The sequence below is a fragment of the Marinomonas shanghaiensis genome (assembly GCF_003259175.1).
Lineage (GTDB): Bacteria > Pseudomonadota > Gammaproteobacteria > Pseudomonadales > Marinomonadaceae > Marinomonas > Marinomonas shanghaiensis.
Window position 1 is genome coordinate 1 of record NZ_QGOK01000016.1, and the last position, 18,907, is coordinate 18,907.

Annotated in this window: 15 protein-coding genes; 4 read left to right on the forward strand and 11 right to left on the reverse strand. The window is 45.7% G+C overall.

Annotated elements, in window-relative coordinates; all coding sequences use genetic code 11:
- Positions 1-26 precede the first annotated feature (26 nt).
- Both DKT73_RS13260 and DKT73_RS13265 read left to right on the forward strand, forming a co-directional pair.
- Entirely contained in the window at positions 27-605 is a 579-nt protein-coding gene (locus DKT73_RS13260) for a hypothetical protein (RefSeq protein WP_111639039.1), read from the forward strand.
- Positions 606-1,043: 438 nt separating this feature from the next.
- Complete coding sequence (locus tag DKT73_RS13265; protein WP_111639040.1) at positions 1,044-1,586, forward strand: hypothetical protein; 543 nt, start codon at positions 1,044-1,046, stop codon at positions 1,584-1,586.
- A 146-nt stretch (positions 1,587-1,732) separates the two neighbouring features.
- Here the strand turns inward: DKT73_RS13265 and betA are convergent, their stop codons facing one another.
- The 3 genes from betA to DKT73_RS13280 all read right to left on the reverse strand — a co-directional run bounded on the left by betA (position 1,733) and on the right by DKT73_RS13280 (position 5,513).
- The gene (betA, locus tag DKT73_RS13270; protein WP_111639041.1) at positions 1,733-3,415 is read right to left on the reverse strand and encodes a choline dehydrogenase; all 1,683 of its coding nucleotides are present in this window, start codon (positions 3,413-3,415) and stop codon (positions 1,733-1,735) included.
- A 40-nt stretch (positions 3,416-3,455) separates the two neighbouring features.
- The gene (betB, locus tag DKT73_RS13275) at positions 3,456-4,913 is read right to left on the reverse strand and encodes a betaine-aldehyde dehydrogenase (RefSeq protein ID WP_111639042.1); all 1,458 of its coding nucleotides are present in this window, start codon (positions 4,911-4,913) and stop codon (positions 3,456-3,458) included.
- A gap of 294 nt (positions 4,914-5,207) precedes the next feature.
- Complete coding sequence (locus DKT73_RS13280; RefSeq protein ID WP_111639043.1) at positions 5,208-5,513, reverse strand: isoamylase early set domain-containing protein; 306 nt, start codon at positions 5,511-5,513, stop codon at positions 5,208-5,210.
- A gap of 327 nt (positions 5,514-5,840) precedes the next feature.
- Between DKT73_RS13280 and DKT73_RS20065 the strand changes: the two genes are divergently transcribed.
- A complete protein-coding gene (locus tag DKT73_RS20065) occupies positions 5,841-5,993 on the forward strand; it encodes a hypothetical protein (protein ID WP_157959187.1) in 153 nt (50 codons plus the stop codon).
- A 14-nt stretch (positions 5,994-6,007) separates the two neighbouring features.
- Here the strand turns inward: DKT73_RS20065 and DKT73_RS13285 are convergent, their stop codons facing one another.
- The 8 genes from DKT73_RS13285 to DKT73_RS13320 all read right to left on the reverse strand — a co-directional run bounded on the left by DKT73_RS13285 (position 6,008) and on the right by DKT73_RS13320 (position 17,405).
- Positions 6,008-7,738, reverse strand: a complete 1,731-nt coding sequence (locus DKT73_RS13285) for a bifunctional ornithine lipid synthase OlsF (RefSeq protein ID WP_198666623.1) — start codon at positions 7,736-7,738, stop codon at positions 6,008-6,010.
- Between the two features lie 210 nt (positions 7,739-7,948).
- On the reverse strand, positions 7,949-9,451 hold the full coding sequence (locus DKT73_RS13290; protein ID WP_111639045.1) for a CoA-acylating methylmalonate-semialdehyde dehydrogenase: 1,503 nt from the start codon (positions 9,449-9,451) through the stop codon (positions 7,949-7,951).
- Between the two features lie 83 nt (positions 9,452-9,534).
- On the reverse strand, positions 9,535-10,434 hold the full coding sequence (gene iolE / locus DKT73_RS13295; RefSeq protein ID WP_111639046.1) for a myo-inosose-2 dehydratase: 900 nt from the start codon (positions 10,432-10,434) through the stop codon (positions 9,535-9,537).
- Positions 10,435-10,476: 42 nt separating this feature from the next.
- Entirely contained in the window at positions 10,477-12,327 is a 1,851-nt protein-coding gene (iolD, locus tag DKT73_RS13300; protein ID WP_111639047.1) for a 3D-(3,5/4)-trihydroxycyclohexane-1,2-dione acylhydrolase (decyclizing), read from the reverse strand.
- A gap of 11 nt (positions 12,328-12,338) precedes the next feature.
- A complete protein-coding gene (locus DKT73_RS13305; RefSeq protein WP_111639048.1) occupies positions 12,339-14,291 on the reverse strand; it encodes a bifunctional 5-dehydro-2-deoxygluconokinase/5-dehydro-2-deoxyphosphogluconate aldolase in 1,953 nt (650 codons plus the stop codon).
- Between the two features lie 295 nt (positions 14,292-14,586).
- Entirely contained in the window at positions 14,587-15,600 is a 1,014-nt protein-coding gene (locus tag DKT73_RS13310) for a bifunctional inositol 2-dehydrogenase/D-chiro-inositol 1-dehydrogenase (RefSeq protein WP_111639049.1), read from the reverse strand.
- Positions 15,601-15,652: 52 nt separating this feature from the next.
- Positions 15,653-16,549, reverse strand: coding sequence for a sugar phosphate isomerase/epimerase family protein (locus DKT73_RS13315; protein WP_111639050.1), 897 nt, complete (start codon positions 16,547-16,549; stop codon positions 15,653-15,655).
- A gap of 49 nt (positions 16,550-16,598) precedes the next feature.
- Positions 16,599-17,405 (reverse strand): TIM barrel protein, encoded by an 807-nt coding sequence (locus DKT73_RS13320; protein WP_111639051.1) that lies wholly within the window; start codon positions 17,403-17,405, stop codon positions 16,599-16,601.
- Between the two features lie 525 nt (positions 17,406-17,930).
- On the opposite strand from DKT73_RS13320, the gene DKT73_RS13325 reads away from it, so the two are divergent.
- Positions 17,931-18,854 (forward strand): sugar ABC transporter substrate-binding protein, encoded by a 924-nt coding sequence (locus DKT73_RS13325; RefSeq protein WP_111639052.1) that lies wholly within the window; start codon positions 17,931-17,933, stop codon positions 18,852-18,854.
- Positions 18,855-18,907 lie beyond the last annotated feature (53 nt).

Sequence of the window (18,907 nt, forward strand, 5' to 3'; positions counted from 1 at the left end):
TACTGTGAATATAAGGAATCTCCGTTATGCAGGTTGAAACTTCGCACGTTAAAGATATAAAAATTGAAGAATACAATGACGTTGCTATCCTCTCGATTAGCTACGTTAATTTGGGCGCTACTCGTTATGTATTGGCATTGATTTTTGTTTTATTCTCAGGTGTTGCGTTAGTGAACACTTTTAAAATATACCAAATGTTAAACTTTGATGCGTTGGATTTTGGTTTGTTTCTAGGTGTTATTTCGACTATAACTCTCTTCTTTGTTCTTCTAAAAATGGCGCATAGGTTGTTGACAAAGGTGACGGATTTAACAATCAAGATTACTGATAATGGTTTAACGTACGATAGTGGAATACCTCCGTTATTTATCGGCTTTGGTTCAGGCTATTTTGATTTTTGGAAATCGTTTTTTTTCAAAAGACAACATATCGAATTTGATTTATCAGAAATGAAAGCCATTTATTTAGAAGAAAAGAAATCTCAAATCTGCCTTGTGATGATGGAAAAGGGTAAAGAAATTGAAATCGCTAAATACATCACAGATCAACAAAAAAAAGATTTGTATCAACTATTAAAAAACACAACCAATGATTTTAGTAAATAGACTGTTTTTCCGAAGTTTAATTTTGATCATTTATGGAGAATATTATGTGGCTAGGATATGAAAAACCGCTTCCAGAGTGCCCCCCTATAGCACCAAAAAAGAAAAAAAGCATATTAAGAGAAGAACTAGCCTTATTCTATTAGGCTTATTTTTTTCTTTGATTGTTGGTGTGCCAATGCTGACCCATTGGTATCCCAGTTTTCTTTGGGGGGGGGCAAAATTAATACTACAGGATTACCTTGGTTTATATTGTATTTTTCTCATCATACCTTTTTATTGCGGTTTGGGTTCGACAGGCTCTAGCCTAACTTTTAGGCTTATTCTTAGCCATGATCCGTATTTTGTTAAGCGATGTAAGGAGTTAGATCAGCATTTTATAAGAGTTATACCCTTTTTAATTTGGCAAGAGTATTGAGGTGAAGTATATGGAGATTTAGAATGATTGATTATAAAAAACAGACGAAACTATATAGAGAAAAAAATCAGATTAGACTTAATGAAGTTGGTGCATATCGTCAATTTCTAACGGTAGGTGGAACAGGAGGATATAATTTTATGAGGTTCTGGCTTGTTTGTATTTGTGTTTTTTTATTAGCTGGGTGTGTTGCGCCAAATGGGGTAGAGAAGAGTGAGCCGGATGAACCTGTGAGTGAGAAATGGAATCCTCGAATTATTCACAAGGTTATTGCCGTTACTAAGACTAAGACACATTCCCAGGGTATTTGCTCTGATGCAATTGGTACCATTAGCTTTTTGTATGAAAACATAGCAGGGCAGCTAGTGGGGACTTTTCAGCATAAGTATTTAGTGTCAGGAAAAATAAATTCAGCTGGCTTTATTTCTGGAGGCTTTGCTTATTCTGATGTTTCGGTTGTAAATTTTACGGGGCAATTGACAGCTGATGGTGAAACTGCGAAAGGCACATGGAAAGACATTTATAACTGTGAAGGTTCTTGGTTTTCTCAAAAAATCAGCTATTAGAAAAGTGCCTTATTCTGATATTGATTAAGAGTAATATTCAACATCTCTTTAATGATTGAATGCCATCATTAAGCGAAAATAGAGATACTAAAAAACCCCAAGTTGCATTACTCGCAATTTGGGGCTTTTTGATTTTTTTAATAGTCTTAACGCTGTTTAGTTTCGTATTCAGGGTGAATCCAAACTGGCGCGTCGAGTTTTGGCAGTGGTGCTTTGCCAAGGATCATGTCGGCGGCTTTTTCGGCCACCATGATAGTGGGTGCGTTTAAGTTGCCGTTGGTGATGGTCGGGAAGATTGACGAATCCACCACGCGAAGGTTCTCAATACCTCGCACTTGGCATTGCTCGTTAAGTACGGCCATTGGGTCGTTGTCGTCGCCCATCTTACAGGTACAAGATGGATGATACGCACTTTCCACGTTCTCTTTTACCCATTGGTCGATTTCCGCGTCGCTCTGAATGTGCATCCCTGGTTGGATTTCATCGCCACGGTAATCGTCTAGCGCAGATTGTTGCAGCACTTCGCGGGTTAGGCGAATCGTGTCGCGCCAGTCTTGCTTGTCTTGTTCGGTGGAAATGTAGTTAAACAAGATGCGAGGTTTGGCTGCTGGATCAGACGATTCAATCCACAATTTGCCCCGGCTTTCTGGTTTGTTCGGGCCAACGTGTACTTGGAAACCATGGCCTTCTACCGCTGCTCGGCCGTCGTAACGCATGGCCGCAGGCAAGAAGTGGTATTGAATGTTTGGCCATTTTAGCCCCGCACGAGAGCGAATAAAACCACAGGATTCAAAGTGGTTGGTCGCGCCGAGCCCTGTTTTAAACAACATCCAGCGTGTACCGATCAAGCCTTTGCTGATCAAGCCAAGTTTGCTGTTGAGCGTCACAGGCTGTTTGCAGTAGTACTGGAAGTAGACTTCTAAATGGTCTTGCAAGTTTTCGCCCACACCAGGCAGTTCGTGCAGTACAGGCACCCCTGCTTTTTCCAACACCTCTTTTGGACCGACACCAGACAGTTGCAACAACTGTGGTGAACCAACGGAACCTGCCGACAGAATCACTTCTTTACTAGCAGTGGCTTGTTGAGTTTGGCCGTTTTTACTGAACTCAATGCCAACCGCTTTTTTGCCATCGGCCTTTTCATTTTCAAAGAGGACTTTATGGCTTAGCACGCCCGTTTTTACCGTTAGGTTAGGGCGCGCCATGGCACGACGTAAATAGGCGTTGGAGGTCGAAGCTCGCACGCCATTTTTTACCGTCATGTGCATTGGGCCAAAGCCTTCTTGACGGTAGCCATTATAGTCGTCGGTTTTGCCGTAACCGGCTTCCTCGCCTGCATCGATAAAGGCTTGGTAAAGCGGGTTGTAGGTCATGTCGTTGCCGTTGTTGGTCGACAATGGCCCCTCGCCGCCACGGTATAAATCCGCACCGCCTTTCCATGTCTCGGCTTTTTTGAAATAGGGCAGGCAAGTTTGGTAGTTCCAGCCTTTGGCGCCGTTTTCTTCCCATTGGTCGAAATCACAAGCGTGACCACGAACATACACCATGCCGTTAATGGACGATGAACCGCCTAATACTTTGCCTCGTGGACAATGCATTTCACGGCCATCAAGACCCGGCTCTTTGTCTGTGTGGAATTGCCACGCGTATTTTGTCGTGTTCATTGGGTAAGACAAGGCGGTTGGCATTTGGATAAAGACGCTCTTATCTGAGCCGCCCATTTCCAATAGCAGCACCTTGTGTTCGCCGCTTTCTGTCAGTCTATCTGCTAGCACACACCCTGCGGAGCCAGCACCGACGATAATGTAATCGTACGTTTCGTTTGCCATACTTATCTCGTTGTAATTAGGGTCTAAGTAAGCGTCTCGCTTAGTAAGGGCTTTGAATGTCGTTTAGATCGACATAGACGCTCTTGTTTTGTGTGTAGTGGTATAAGGTTTCGATGCCGTTTTCACGGCCAATACCAGACTCTTTGTAGCCACCTACTGGCATTTCCGCAGGCGAAGCACCCCATGCGTTAATCCAACAAATGCCCGCTTGTAGCTGATTGATCACACGGTGAGCGCGGGCGAAATCCTTGGTGAAGACGCCAGCCGCTAAGCCAAGCTTGGTGTCGTTAGCGCGGGCGATTACTTCGTCTTCATCGGTGAAGCTCAGTACTGACATCACAGGGCCGAAGATTTCATCGCGTACTTGTGGCATGTCATCAGTGCAATCGGTGAAGACAGTCGGAGCCACAAACGCGCCTTTGTCTAAGCCCTTTTCCGTGACTTGGTAACCGCCACATAACAAGGTCGCCCCAGCGTCTTTAGCGGCTTGAATATAGCCTAAGACTTTTTGCATATGGTCTTTGGAAATCAAGGCACCGACTTGCGTGTTCATGTCCATTGGGTCGCCAATGATCATGGCTTCGGTGCGTGTTTTTAGCTCTTTGGTAAAGGCGTCTAGCATATCAGCGTGAACAAAGACACGAGTACCGTTGGTGCACACTTCGCCTTGGGTGTAGAAGTTCGCCAACATGGCGGCAGACACGGCCTGATCCACTGGCATATCAGGGAAGATAATCATCGGAGACTTACCGCCCAATTCCATGGTGACTTGTTTCAACGATTGCGCTGAAGCGGCCATGACTTTTTTGCCTGTGCCTACTTCACCTGTGAAAGAAACCTTTGCAATATCAGGATGTGCGGTGATCATTTGGCCTGTACGACCGTCGCCCTGAATGACGTTGAAAACCCCATCGGGTAAGCCTGCTTGGGTAAAGATTTCAGCCAGTTTAAGCGCAGTAAGTGGCGTTTCTTCAGACGGTTTGAAGATCATTGCGTTACCAGCGGCCAAGGCCGGACCGGATTTCCACATAGCGATTTGAATCGGGTAGTTCCACGCGCCGATGCCAGCGCAAATACCCAGTGGCTCGCGGCGAGTGTAGAAGAAGTTGCCATTGCCAAGGTCTTGGTAATCCCCTTGGATCTTATCCGTTAGGCCTGCGTAATATTCGATAACATCCGCGCCTGTTTGAATGTCCACGCAAATGGCTTCTTGTAAGGGTTTTCCTGTGTCTAGTACTTCAAGTCGGGCAAGCTCTTCGTTGTTTTCACGCAATAGCTCAGCGGCTTTTTTAAGAATACGTCCGCGTTCTACAGGGCTCATAGCGGCCCAGACTTTTTGGCCTTGTTTGGCAGATTCAACAGCAGCATCGAGTTCAGCTTGTCCTGCGTGCTCTACTGTTGCAATCACTTCGCCTGTGGCTGGGTTGATTGTCTCGAAGTGTTCACCGCTGGTGGATGCATGGTAGCGGCCATGAATGTATTGCTGCTGATGTGCCATGTTGTGCCTCTTTTTGTCTGTTTCAATGCTCTGTTTAGGATCATTGAAGTATTTGAATTTTTATTAAACGCGCGTTTAATAAAAACAATTGTACATATTTTGACTATAAATTGCAGCTTGAAACCATGAATTCGTGTTTTTAGGGCAAAAAAATGGCGTTTTAGAGCGATAGGAAAGAAAGGTTATGAGATGCCTCAGAATGAGCAAAATATGCGGTGAACGGTATTAGGTCTCGACTCAAATGTTGAGCCGAGACGGGCTTTTTAATCGTATTACGAAGGTATAGGAAGGGGATTACAGGCTAATAACACCATTCGTATCAGGGCTTATTGGACTTGGAACATAGGCATCTGCCATGTCATCGTTGAGCCATTCGGTACCATCTAGCACATAACGAAATTGGTACGAGGTATCGATCTCCAAACTGATTGTCGATGCAAACACACCAGATTTCTGTTTTTTCATTGGATTGGCTTCGCTGTCCCAGTTGTTAAAATCACCAACAACAGCGACGCTTTTGGCCTCGCCAATCTTGTCGGCCGGTAGGGCAAATTTCACTTTGCATTCTGGTTTGGTTTTTAAGTAGGTTTTCTCAATCATTTCCAGCTCCATGGTCTAGTGATAGACAAAAAAAGTAAGGCTACTGCAAAAGCCTGAGTACAACGAAATGTGCTTTTGAAGCGAGCTTCTAGTGCAAATAGCAAGCAAAGCTTACGCCATATTTTATAACTAATTAATTTATAATAATAAAAGTCTCAATGAGCGTTTTCTGCTATCTGGTTAAAGCGTATTCCTAGCTTTAATCGTTCCCCAGTGCGCTATTCTGGGGCTTACGGCACTCATACACAATTGAAACGAAAATTCACAATATAAACGGATTTATGTCCTATAGTTAAATGACACCAACAAAAATAACGAGGTGTTGTGATGGACATTCAAATGGTCGTTCTTATTGCGTTAAGTGTGATGCTGGTCATTAAGATTATTTATCTGGTTGTCTTTAAACGCCCTGAACAAGAGGATGACCATTCCCATGGTCACCATTCTCATTCACGAGGGCATCACCACGATTCACGCTAGGGCATTCTAGGGTATTAAGCCTGAGTGCCGCTGTTGTGCCCTCGGTAACGTTTATTTTTCGCTTCTTTGACTGTATTAAGGTCTACTAGGACCAAACCGTCTACACAGTAGCCAAAGTCGGCATCGACGCCAAAGTCTAAGAAGCGAACCCCACCGGGCTCACAAAGTTCACTGTATTGCTTGAACAAGGTTGGTACGCTGGCGCCAAAGTGACTGAGCTGCTCTTTTAGTAGTCTAAAATCTTCTTCATAGTCCTCACCGCTGAAAATATCGGAAATAATGTCCGCATGTTCGGCGTTGACTTGGTAAGGCGTAAAAGAGCGTGCCAAGTGCTCTTTATCGGCAAAATACAGTTTATAAAATGAGACAATAAAATCTTTTGCCACTTGCGGATAACTGTTGCTTAGACTCACAGGCCCAAACATGTAACGTATTTCAGGGTGTTTATCCAAATAAGCGCCAATGCCGTACCATAAATAATCCAGACTGCGTTTGCCCCAATATTTGGGTTGAATAAAACTGCGTCCTAATTCAATTCCCTGCTCGAAGTAAGGCTCCATATCGCAAGAGTATTGAAATAACTCGGCACTGTAGATGCGATTTGGTGTATCGGATTTCATGTAGCTTGCGACTTCACCAATACGGTATGCACCAACGATTTCTAGCTCTTCTTCATCCCATAAAATCAAATGGCGATAATATTGATCAAACTTATCCAGATCAGAACGCTCTCCTGTGCCTTCACCGACTTTACGAAAGGCAATCTCGCGCAAGCGCCCAATTTCTTTCATCGTCACTGACATAGGGTCGTAATCAAACAGATAAATTTGTTTGTTGTCCTTGGTACTGCCAAGGTGTTCTGCCAGTTTTAACTCTTGTTTGATCAGTTGTCGGTTTTGCGGGTGCTCGACGGTTTTTTCTGTTTTTAACAGCGGTTTTCTGCCTTTGGCAATGCGGTACAAATGGCGTTTGACCAGTTTGTTTTTTTCTTTATCGCTTAACGGTAATTGTGCCAATTCTTGAATCGGAATAGCTTGGCCTACTTGCATGGGGATTTTGCGATTTCGCTGACGAAACATTTCGTTCGCAAGCTGCAGCGTAGACAATGGGCGATACAAAATAGAACTGGTATAAAACAACATGGAGTTACGTCCGCCGATGTGAACGGGCAATAATGGGCTGTTGGTTTTCTGCGCCAATTTAAGGTAGTTCTGATTCCATTGCTGGTCTTTTACACCGCTTGGTGACATCCGCGACACTTCTCCGGCTGGGAAAATAATCACGGCTTCTTCATTGTGTAAGCAGCTCATGATGGCTTTAAGTTGCTGGCGTCCGGTTTTGCCACCGAGATTATCGACCGGTAAGACCAGTTTTTTTAAACCATCAAAGCCCATCAACAAATCATTGGCGACGATTTTTACATCAGGACGGATCTCACCAATTAATCGAAGTAACGCAAGACCATCCAAAGCACCAAGTGGGTGGTTGGCGATAATCATAACGCGGCCACTGGCAGGAATGTTGCGTCGATCAACTTGGCTCACTTGGTAACTAAAGTTGAAGTGATCCAGTACACGATCAATAAATTCGAAGCCGACACAGCCGTGGTTTTTTTCCAGGAATTGATTGACTTCACTTTCGTGGAATAAGCGTTTTAACAGGCTTAACGTTGGGCGAGTGATAAGAGGGCTTTTGTCGAAAAACTGAGGCGATTTACTGGCAATCATTCGCTCAACTTGTATCACAGTCGTACTCCGCTCTAATAAGATTTCAGATGTCATACTAAGCAGGGTAGAGTGTCAATGTGACAAAGACGTGACGTTTGTGTGGCGAGTATGTGACCAAAAGTTTTCAAGCATGAAGGTGAAAAAAAAGCCCACCAATAAGGTGGGCCAAAAGTCGCTGACTAGAGAGTTAAACAAAAAACAATCGGCGACTGAGCTCGAGTAAATTCGCTACTTCATGGTTGGCATAGAAAATTCTGCGCCAGCGCGAAGGCCCGTTGGCCAGCGGGCCGTGATGGTTTTCATGCGAGTATAGAAACGCACGCCATCTGGTCCATGCATGTGCAACGGGCCAAACAAAGAACGTTTCCAGCCGCCAAAGCTATGGAAGGCCATGGGCACAGGAATGGGCACATTGACGCCCACCATGCCCACTTGAACGTCTTCACAGAACTGACGAGCGGTATCGCCATCACGGGTAAAGATTGACGTGCCATTACCGTATTCGTGGGCATTGATCATATCCAAGGCTTCTTGATAGCTGGTGGCCCGAACGACGCATAAAACAGGGCCGAAAATTTCTTCGTTATAGATGCGCATACCTTGTTTGACATTGTCGAATAAGGTTGGTCCAACGAAATAACCATGTTCATTGCCTGGGTAGACAAAATCGCGGCCATCGCGTACCAACGTCGCGCCTTCTTCCACACCAATGCCGATGTAGTCTTTGATTTTTGCGCAATGCTCTTTGGAGATGACGGGACCCATGTGCGCTTCTTCAGGTAAGCCGATACCTGGGCCGACTCGCATAGCATCGATTTCAGAGCTTAAGCTGTGGATCAAATTATCGGCCACGCTGTCGCCTACACAAACCGCAACAGAAATCGCCATACAGCGCTCACCCGCTGAGCCGTAGGCCGCTCCCATGAGGGAACCAACGACTTGGCTTGGATCGGCATCTGGCATGACGATCATGTGGTTTTTAGCGCCGCCCAGTGCTTGTACGCGTTTACCATGGGCAGAAGCGGTTGCGTAAATGTATTCAGCAATAGGTGTTGAGCCAACAAAGCTCACTGCTTGAACTCGTTCATCCGTTAGCAGTACATCTACCGCTTCTTTGTCGCCATTAACGATGTTGAAAACGCCATCAGGTAGGCCAGCCTCGGTCAGTAGTTCGGCTAATCGCAGCGGTACGGAAGGATCTTTTTCTGAAGGCTTCATCACAAAGGTGTTACCGCAAGCAATAGCGACCGGGAACATCCACATTGGTACCATAGCAGGGAAGTTAAACGGTGAAATGCCAGCGCAAACGCCAAGTGGTTGCATCAAAGACATGCTGTCGACACCGCGGCCAACGTTCAGGCTATGCTCGCCTTTTTGTAGGTGTGGAATGCCGCAAGCAAATTCGACGACTTCGATACCACGGGTTAACTCACCTTTGGCATCGGAAAAAACTTTGCCGTGCTCGCTGGTGATCATCGCGGCGATTTCGTCTGCGTGCTGCTCTAACAAGGCTTTAAATTTAAACATAACGCGAGCACGGTTAAGCGGTGTGACCTTGCTCCATGTGTTAAACGCTTCATGTGCTGAGGCAATCGCGGTGCGAGTTTCATCGGCGCTAGACAGCGCAACGTTAAGACTTTGTGCCCCCGTTGCTGGATTGTAAACTGGGCCCGTGCGACCGCTTTGGCTGGCCATGTGCTGACCGTTAATGTAGTTACCTAATGTTTGCATGAGAGTACCTAACGTTTGCATGTGTTTTTTGTTGTCGTTAACTTGGGTGCTCTAGCGTTAACGACACGAATAAAAGCCGGTGATTATTGGACGATGTCTATCCCAGATTCAGCGCATAGCGCTTTTAGGTTGTTTGCCCCCATTGTGGCGTAAGTTAATGGGTGCGCAACGGCTGGATCTTGCTCTGCCTCGACCACTAACCAACCAGAATAGTTGCTGGCTTTAAGTTGTTTGAACAAGCTGCTGTAATCGATAAAGCCGTCGCCAGGTACAGTAAATACGCCATTTAACATGGCATTCAAGAAGCTTATATCGCGGTTCTTAGCGTCCTTTAAGATCTCAGGGCGAAGATCTTTGCAATGTACGTGAATAATGCGATCCGCGTGTTTTGCTTGAACTTCTAGTGGGTTACCACCAGCAAACGTCATATGACCTGTGTCTAATAGCAAACCAACAGAATGACCAGTGTGTTTCATCAATAAATCAACTTCGTGTTGGCTTTCAATGACGGTTCCCATATGGTGGTGGTAAGCAATTTGCACCCCTTCAGATAGGCAGTAGTCTGCGACTTGAGTGAGTTTTTTACTCATCTCAGCGATTTTTTCTTCGCTGATAATAGGGCGATGCGATAAGGGGGTTTCTATTTGTCCATGGATACATCCCGTTACTTCGCAGTACACCATGGCTTTTGCACCAAGGGATTTCAATAAATGAAGATGTGGCTTAATGGCCTCAATTTCTTCTTCGACACTGCGCGTTAATAATTCGCCGCTGAACCAGCCTGAAACCAAGTCCAAACCATGTGCTTTTAGAATAGGGCCAAGTACTTCTGGTGTGCGAGGGAACTTTTGACCTAACTCAAAGCCACTAAATCCCGCTTGTTTGCCTTCTGTTAAACAGGTTTCAAGGGAGGTTTCTGCGCCCAGTGTGGGTAGGTCGTCGTTTGTCCAAGTTAATGGGTTAATGCCGATTCTGACGCTCATATTATTATTCTCCGATCAGTAAATGCGAAATGATGTTCAGTATTACAAGTGTTTAAATTGAGCTGCTTTACGTAGTTCGTATTCCTTGCGAGCGTCGCTGACTTGTTTGCGCTCTGAGACTTCAGCTAATGCGACATCCCACCAATGTCCGCCTTCTGCTGTCGTTTTCAGCGGATCGGTATCTAAGGTGATGATATAACTGATAGGGGAGCTCTTAGCGCGCACAAGGGCTTGCTCTAATTCCGCGATGTTGGCGACTTTTTCAGCGTTAGCGCCAAGTGCCCTGGCATGAGCCGCAAAGTCGGTTTTAGGCGCGCCTTCAGGCACACTAAAACAATCGTTTAAAAGGTTGTTAAAGCCTGCACCGCCACCGGCTTGTTGCAAACGGTTAATACAGCCAAAGCCTCGGTTGTCTAGCACAACAGCGATGATTTTTTGGCCTAACATGACAGAGGTAGCGATTTCTGAGTTGAGCATTAGGTAAGAACCGTCGCCCACCATGACGAACACTTCGGATTCAGGGCTTGCCATTTTGGCACCTAAGCCACCGGCCAATTCATAGCCCATGCAGGAATAGCCGTATTCCATGTGGTAGCCGCGGTGGTAACGCGTCCGCCATAATTTTTGTAATTCACCTGGTAAACCACCTGCTGCGCACACCACCATGTCTTTCTCGTCAGCTGCGCGATTGACGGCCCCAATGACCTCGGCATCACTGGGCAAATTTGTGCCTTTATCCATGGTCGCTTGATCGACAATATGTTGCCAACTGGCGCGCTCGTTTTCGGCTCTATCAACCCAAGAAGACTCTATTTTCCAGCCTTGCAGTGCGTTACTTAATAGTGGCAGAGTTGCTTTTGCGTCTCCTACTAGCGCTTGGCTCTTATGTTTGATGGCATCAAAGGAAGCCACGTTTAGGCTGACAATTTTTGCATTAGAATGGATAAGAGAACGAGAGCCTGAGGTGAAGTCACCAAGGCGAGTACCGACGGCAATAATCAAATCCGCGTCAGCACATAGGCTGTTTGTTGAGGCCGCGCCTGTGACGCCTACGCTTCCCATATTGTGTTTATGATCCCAAGGCAGGGCGCCTTTGCCGGCTTGTGTTTCACCTACTGGCAGTTTGAATTGGCTGACAAAGCTATCGAACTCTTTAAGTGCGCCAGAATAATGAAGACCACCGCCAGCAATAACGACTGGTTTTTTGGCTTGTCGAATCAGTTTAAGCGCGTCGTTTAGTTCGTAATAATCTGGCGTTTGGCGGCGTAGACGATGGACCTTTTCGGCGAAGAAGCTAACAGGGTAGTCGAATGCCATCGTTTGCACGTCTTGCGGTAAGGCTAAGGTGGCAGGGCCGCATTCTATCGGATCTGTGAGCACGCGCATGGCTTGCGGTAATGAGGTTAACAGCTGCTCAGGACGTGTAATGCGATCAAAAAAGCGACTGACTGGGCGAAAACAATCATTCGACGTAATGGTCATGTCTTGGAAGCTTTCGACTTGTTGGAGCACTGGATCTGGCATACGAGTGGCAAAAGTATCGCCCGGAAGAAACAAGACAGGAATACGGTTCACATGTGCCACGGCTGCTGCCGTCACCATGTTCACCGCCCCAGGGCCTGCTGAGGCGGTACAAGCCATCATCTGTTGGCGATTTTTGGTTTTTGCAAAGGCAATAGCGGCATGCGCCATGCCTTGTTCGTTGTGTGCGCGATAAGTCGGTAGTTTATCTTTTACTTGGTAAAGCGCTTCGCCAAGACCGGCGACATTACCGTGACCAAAAATCCCCCATACGCCAGCAAACATGGGGTGAATGCCATTCTCTGTTTCTATCTTTTGCGCCATCATGAAGCGGACGACGGCTTGGGCCATGGTAAGTTGTATTGTTGTCATGTGAATTTCCTTTAAGCCTGTTTCTGTTGTGGCTGCTTCTGGTGAGACTGAGCGGTGTGGCGTTCTTTCCAATAAGAGACGAGTTCCAAATAGTTCGACACGATGGCATCGATAAATTGTTGATCGCTATAACGATTTGCTAACCACTCTCGGCTCGGTTCGCTAAAAATAGAACGACCCACCGCGAAGCCTTTGCAAATGTCGAATCCCGCGCTGTTAGCGAAGCCTTCTTTGAGTTCGTTCATGGGCGCGTCTAAACCTAGCATGACCACACCACGACAGTGTTGATCGTGATGCTGAATAATGTCTGTAATCGCTTGCCAATTTGCTTTTGATTGAGGTGGCAGCTTCCACCAATCTGGACGAACATCTAGGTGGTAAAAACGTTTCATGGCATTTGTGAAAAGGCTGTCATCAAAGGCTTTGTCTCGTGGTGGAATAATCTCCAATAACAATTCATGGCCCGAAGCGCAGCATGCGTTATAGAGCTCAACAACTTGGCGTTCTTGTGCGACGCGTAGGTCTATTTCATCTTGCGAATGGTAGAAAACGAGACATTTTACGATGTGCTCTTTTGGCCAGCTTTTTAGGCGAGAACCGATGCTCCGGCCGCCTTCTAACTCGATAGGGCGAGAGCTTGGAAGTTCCACTGGACGACCAATCCAAAGGCCGCGCCCCGTCACCGCATTGAGTGCATCTTGTCCATAAGTATCGTCAATCAAGACGCCATATTGACTGCCTCCTAGCTGACGAGAACCCACATCTAAGGCATCGACTAATAGACGTTTGAGCGTCTTAATTCGGACCGGATCGGCACCTTCTTCACGAGCCATATCAAAGAGCTGTTTACGATGATCAAAGGCAAAAATACACAGGTCTTGCCAGTCATAAGGTAGCCTTTCTGTGGTGACTCGGTGTAGATGGTTCAGTTCACGATCTAAATCCGGACGTTTAATGTGTGCCGCACGAGCAAGATAGTTGTCCAATTCTTCTGCGCTTGGAATGGCGGGAGCACAACCATGACGCGAAACCACCAAAGCGCCACATGCATTGGCATAAGCACAAGACTTTTCGGCGGATTCGCCGCGTATCCAGCCTCGCAAGAAGCCACTCATAAAAGCGTCGCCTGCTCCAAGCACATTGAGTACCTCAACGCGAACGCCAATATGTCGTTCAAAGTCGTCCATTGTGTCAGGAATCGCATCTTCCAGTACGGTGCAACCTTGAGAACCCAGTTTCAGCACTATCGTGGCCTTGCTGAGCGCCCTGATTTTTTTCAGTGCGGTAATGGTATCTGTGCTGCCACCCGCAATATGTATTTCTTCTTCTGTGCCAACAATCAGATCAAAATCCGCCAGAATACTTTGCAAGTGTGCTGAGACTTTGTCATTGGAAATAAAGCGGGTTTCACCATCGCCTGGGTTGGTTAGTCCCCAAAGAACAGGGCGATAGTCGATATCCAGAGCGCATTTTGTGCCTGCTTGTTTAGCATAAGCAATGGCTTGTTTACTGGTTTCGTACGTACTTTCTGTTGAAAAATGAGTGCCTGTAATGACGAGGGCTTTGGCTGAACCAATAAAATCCGCATCAAAGTCGTCTTTACTCACGGCCATGTCAGCACAATCATTGCGGTAGAAAATGAGTGGGAAAGTGTCTTGGTCTTTGATGCCTAATACGACCAACGCCGTTAAGCGCTCTGGGTCTGTAATAACATGGCTGGTGTCGACACCTGCACGGGCTAATTCTTCTCTAACAAAGCGCCCCATGTGTTCATTGCCCACTCGAGTGAGCATCGCACTTTTTAAGCCAAGACGAGCCGTACCAAAGGCCATATTGCCAGAAGAGCCACCGAGATATTTTGCAAAACTGCTGACATCTTCTAAACGACTGCCTATTTGTTCTGAATACATATCGACCGCAGCGCGTCCAAGACAAATCAGATCTAACGTTTTATCTTTGAGCATGGTTCTTCATCTCCTGTATCAGCCGAAATGACAACAAGGTGAATAGTACTTTGTCGAAAATGAAGTGGCTGTTTTTTTTATTGTGTAAACTACCTTCGAAGATAATAGAATATATATTCTATATTTTCAATATATTAGAACAAAATTTTCCATAATGTTTTTTTATAAAAAAACTATATAAAACAATGTTTTGTTGTTTTTTATGAGATTTATAAAAACACGTCATGCCAATGCAGGGAACGGAATCGCCTACTTTGGAAGGGTCGCCATGTGATGGCATGGCGACAAGGCAAGGCTATGAACGGTAGAACTCTGGGCGATTAGGCAAGTTGATTGGTTCAATTAAGCCGCTTTCTTGGGCTTTCACACAGGCATCGCCAGATACCGCGGCAGCAAGGCCATTCCATGAAGAGGGGCCAGTCAACTTACCTGCTTGAACACCATTGATGAAGTCTTGCAGTTCAACATCATAGGATTCAATAAAGCGGTCTTTCCAATCCGTTAGGATGGCTTGTCCTAAGTTGGCGTTTTTACGCATGCTTAATGCTTGAGGTTCTGGCAAATTCGCGACACCTTCTTCGCCGACGACAGAACATTGGATGTCGTAACCATATTGGCAATTCACGAAAACCTCTACGTCTATGCGAGTGCCTTTCTTCGTTTCCAGCATGACGATTTGTGGGTCGGCAACTTTGCTGTGAGCGTATTTTGATTTGCGAGGGAAAACGACTTGGGCAGACACATATTCGTCATCTAGTAGCCAGCGGAATACGTCTAATTCGTGGATAAGCGTGTCATGAATCGCCATCGGTGTGATGTACATTTCAGGTACACTTGGGTTTCGGTGCGCTGCGTGAATCATTAATGGCTCACCAATAGCACCAGAGTCAATGGCTTGTTTTAGCATTTTGTAACCAGAGTCGTATGGGCGCATGAAGCCAACTTGTACAAGGCGCTTTCCCGCGGCCATTTCAGCGTCTATGATGTTCTGACAGCCTCGAGCTGTGGTTGCTAATGGTTTTTCGCAGAATACGTATTTGCCGGCTTTGATGGCGGCCAGTACGTATTCCTCGTGAGTGCCGCCCCATGACGTTACCAATACAGCATCTACGTCGCCTTTTTCAATCAGCTCATGGCCATCTTTATAAATGGTTGCGTTAAGTCCTAATGATTTTTTTACTTTTTCTGCTTGTTCTTGGTTCACGTCCGTCAGTGCAATGACTTCTGCGCCGGTGAGTGCATTTGTTATGCGTCGAGTGTGGTCTGCGCCGATAGCACCGGTGCCAATTACGCCAATTTTAAGTGTCATGTTGCTTTCCTTTATCATTATTTTAATAGCGCGGGTTGTTTATAACGGTTGGTTATTTCCAATACTTGTCGACGTAGCGCTGGATCTCATCGCGCATAAAACGAGACGATTGCTCCGCTCTTTCATCCCATGCAAAGACGCAGCTGGACAGCACGCCATCAAAGCCAATTTCATGCAGGGTTTTAAAGAAGGTATCCCAATCAATTTCACCTTCTCCTATGTCTAAATGCTGGTGGACGCGAGCATTAGAGCCAGGTGGGTTGACGATATAACGTAGCTGCGACGAGCCTTTATGGTTGTAGGTATCTGCTACTCGTGCATGCTGCAAAACACCTTTGGTGGCGCGAATCGTCTCGGCTAAATCCTCCCCATAGTAGAAAGAGTGGGGCGCAATATAAGAGCACTGAACCGCCGGCGAGTTAATGGTTTTGATGATATCGATAGCAGGAGCCATCTCTTCCACCCAATCTTCTGGGTGCGGCTCTACACATAAGGTCAGCCCTTCTTTTTCCAACAGAGGAACCAGCACGTCCATTGAACGCCAAAAGGCATTTTCACACGCTTCAGGTGTGTGAATGCCTTGACGGTCTGCATTGGAACGTTCAGGAGAACCACCACGGCCAAATTCAGAAATTAATAATGGGTTACCCAGTTCGACGGCGATTTCAATGGTTCGTTTCCAATTGTCCATGGCCATTTTCCATTCGTCTTCGTATGGACTAGACCAACGATACATGGGCTGGAGAGTGGACAATGAAATGTCGTGATCTTTCATGGCTTTTTTAAAGCTTTGCAAGCGCTCAGGGTAAACGCGAGGACGAGTCCACCATTGTAAAAAGTCAGCACGAGGAGACAATTCAATGTGGTCGTAACCCATGTCTTTTGTCGCTCTGCACAGCGCTTCCAAAGAAAGGTGGCGGTGCATGTAAGGATCGAGTGCAATTTTCATAGTCATAAAAACCTTAAATGTATTTTTATAGAAGGAATTTGGTCAGTGATTATTGAGTTAATGATTGGTTCACAAAATCAATGCTGTCTTGAACCGCTTGTTTTGGGTTTGGAAGGTCCCACACTTTTTTAGAGAAAGGTTCGAATGACACTGGGCCTGCATAACCTGCTGCCAGTAAAGTGCGGAGCTGCTCAATATTGTCTAAACGATCTTTGGGACCGACTAGCACTCGGTCGCCGTCTAGCATGTCGTTGAAAGCTATGTCGTCTTCTAGGCCAGAGATATGAATGAGCCCCGTGCGCTCGGGAAAGAATTCCTCTTCACCAGCGCCTTTGTGGTGAAATGTGTCGTGAACGAGAGAGAATCTATCTTGCTGGCCAATCGCATCAATGGCTTCTATAGCCACGCGTTTAGAACGAAGTGAAGATATTGGGAAGCCTAATGGTTCTACGAAACCTTTTAGATCAAATTCTTCGAGAATTTTTGCGAGTTCAGAAAGCGCGTATTTGAGGTCGTCGAAGCTTACCTCATTACCATCATTTAAAGGGCATACGACTAAACCTTCCGCCTTTGCTGCCTTTGCCAGAGTCGCCATTTCACGGGCTTGTTGGGCGCGTTCTTCATTCCATACGTTGAAAGGGTAGAGTGCATTGATGGATAACACTTTAATGTTTAATTCGTTTGCAAGTTGACCTGCCATTTCAGCAGACGCCCTATCGGTTAGACTGTTTTCACCAACATCGTTGCGAAACTCAACGGTTTGCGCTCCGAGTTGTGATGAAAACATGAGAAAGTCTTTCAAAGAGTAAGCGGGGCAAACCATGTGGTTTAAACCAAATTTAGGGAGTGTGGACATGAATTAACACCTTTATTGAGTATCGCTCATGATTCATCTTATTAAGATAAGCCCTATGCGAAGTGGGTTTTAGAATTATTTTTCCATTTTTATAGTAGCTCTGAAAAAAAAATATCGTCAATCAGGTTTGTTGTTATTCCCTCATATTCCATCAAAAAACATCATTTCTAGAAAATAATACTTAGGTGTTTCTTTACCGTGTTGGCCTACCCATGACTTTTGAGCGTGTTAAAAGGTGTGACAGAGGAAGACAAAATGGGAGGCGGTTTTACTCTGCTATTAAATTACATTTTAGACTTGACAACGGTGGCAATATCAATCAAATTGGAACGTATATTCTATATTGATGTTTTGTGGAATATACGTATTCGAATGATTTCTATCGCGATGATATAAACCAGTCGAATGTTTAGAGACCCAGAGCATGCTTTACAGTGTGTGTTAGTCGGCTCTCTAAACGCGTTTTACCGGAAAAAATAAAAACAATTAGAGCGTGTCAGCGCTTACTTTCGAGGAAATCGCATAATGAAAAAACTACTTCTTACTGCCATCGCGTCTTCAGTTATCGCAACATCAGTGTCTGCTGCGGATCTTAAAATTGGTGTCTCAATGGCCTTGTTTGACGATAACTTTTTGACGACTTTGCGCAATGGCATTCAATCAGCCGCCAAGGAGCAGGGGGTTGATGTTCAAATAGAGGACGCCAAAAATGGCGTTGGTAATCAATTAAATCAAGTTCAGAATTTCATCGCTTCTGGTGTGGATGCCATCATTATTAACCCTGTTGATACCGATGCAACCTTATCCATTTCTGATGATGCCCAAGCCGCTGGTATTCCCCTCATTTACGTTAATCGCCAACCTATCAACGTTGATTTGCTTCCAGATAATCAAGCCTTTGTGGCGTCTGATGAAAAAGTATCGGGAACGCTTCAGACAAAAGAAGTGTGTCGCCTATTAAATGGCAAGGGCAACATCGTCGTCATGATGGGTGAGTTAACGAACCAAGCGGCGTTACAGCGCACACAAGATATTCATGATGTTATCGCTACTCCAGAGTGCTCAGGCCTAAAAGTGGTTCAGCAACAAACAGCGGAATGGTCACGCACCAAAGGCAGCGATTTGATGACGAACTGGATTGCCGCCGGTATCCAGTTTGACGCGGTTATCTCAAACAACGACGAAATGGCAATCGGTGCGATTCAGGCATTAAAAGCCGCTGGTCGTTCAATGGATGACGTTGTGATTGCAGGTATTGATGCTACTACTGACGGCTTGGCTGCCATGAAAGCGGGTGAGTTAGATGTAACGGTTTTTCAGAGTGCTGATGGGCAAGGTCGTGGTGCTGTAGATGCAGCCGTTAAGCTCATTAATGGTCAAAGCGTGGACCGTAAAGTATGGGTACCGTTTGAATTGGTCACACCTGAAAATTTAAACGATTACCTGTAAGCATCTTCATAAGAAAAAACGCTTTTAATTAAAATAAAAATAGGAGGGATTGC